Source organism: Consotaella aegiceratis, from assembly GCF_036541425.1.
Taxonomy (GTDB): Bacteria; Pseudomonadota; Alphaproteobacteria; order Rhizobiales; family Rhizobiaceae; genus Consotaella; species Consotaella aegiceratis.
In genome coordinates, this window is the sequence record NZ_JAZHFT010000129.1 from 1 (window position 1) to 1,293 (window position 1,293).

1 protein-coding gene is annotated in these 1,293 nt (G+C 64.2%); it reads left to right on the forward strand.

Features of this window, described 5'->3' with window-relative positions:
- The first annotated feature begins 68 nt into the window (after nt 1-68).
- Nucleotides 69-1,259, forward strand: a complete 1,191-nt coding sequence (locus SMD10_RS25365) for an IS701 family transposase (protein ID WP_331688496.1) — start codon at nt 69-71, stop codon at nt 1,257-1,259.
- Nucleotides 1,260-1,293 lie beyond the last annotated feature (34 nt).

The following is a 1,293-nucleotide window of genomic DNA, read 5'->3' on the forward strand; positions in this document are numbered from 1 at the left end:
TACAGTTGCATATTTATTTGAATGATGATTCTCTGCCGGTTTGGTTAGTTTGGCAGGGAGTGGTCATAATGTCTGTCGCGGAATGGACAGGGACGCTGATTGATTGGCGGCGGGCGTTGGAGGAACTGAAGCGGCATGTCGCGCCGGCCTTCAAGCGGGTGGAGCAGCGCGAGACGGCGGCGGTGTTCATCGACGGACTTCTGTCGAGGGCTGAGCGCAAGACCGGCTGGATGCTGGCGGAGGAAGCGGGGCTTGAGCGGCCGTTCCGTATCCAGTCGCTGCTGGGGCGCTCGTCCTGGTCGGCGGACCGGCTGAACGATTTGGTCCGGCGCTATGTCGTCGAGGCGCTCGGCGATGCCGATGGCGTTCTGGTGATCGACGAGACCGGGTTCCTGAAGAAGGGCACGCACTCGGTCGGCGTGGCGCGGCAGTATTCCGGCACGGCCGGTCGGGTCGAGAACTGCCAGGTCGGCGTGTTCGCCGGCTATGCCAGCCGCTTCGGCCATGCGCTCGTCGATCGGCGTCTCTATCTGCCGAAGGGCTGGGCAGAGGATCGCGAGCGGCGAGTGAAGGCCTCTGTTCCCGATGAGGTGACCTTCGCCACCAAGCCGGCGATGGCGCGCGAGATGGTCGCGAGGATCCTCGATGAGGGCGTTCCTTGCGCCTTCGTGCTGGCCGATGCGCTCTATGGCTCCGACTACAAGTTCCGAACCATGCTGGAGGGCCGCGGCCAGCCTTATGTGCTGGCGGTGCGCTCCAATCAGGTGCTGCGCTTCATCGACGAGTGGCAGTTCGTCCAGACCGATCCGGCGACGCTCATCGGCGAGCTTGAGGCGCAAGCTTGGCAGTCGCGGTCGGCTGGTGAAGGCGCAAAGGGATCCCGGCTTTACGACTGGGTACGCCTGCCGCTGAAGGGAGGCGCGCAAGAAGGCTTTGCCCGTTGGCTGCTGGCCCGCAGGAGCCAGCGCGATCCTGACGCCATCGCCTACTACTTTGCCCATGCCCCGAGCGAAACGACATTGGCCGAACTCGCCGCTGCGGCGGGACTGCGCTGGACCATCGAGGAGTGCTTCCTTCGAGCCAAGGACGATCTCGGCCTCGACCATTGCGAGGCGCGGTCCTGGCATGGCTGGCACCGCCACATGAGCCTGGTCATGGCCGCCGCAGCCTTCCTGACTACGATCGCTGCCGAACAACGCCGCAGCGCATTCGGCAAACGGAACGAAACGAGTCCAACACTCAAGAGCGAAGCCGCATGACCTTGGCGCTTGCCGAGCCTTGCACAACGTCTGA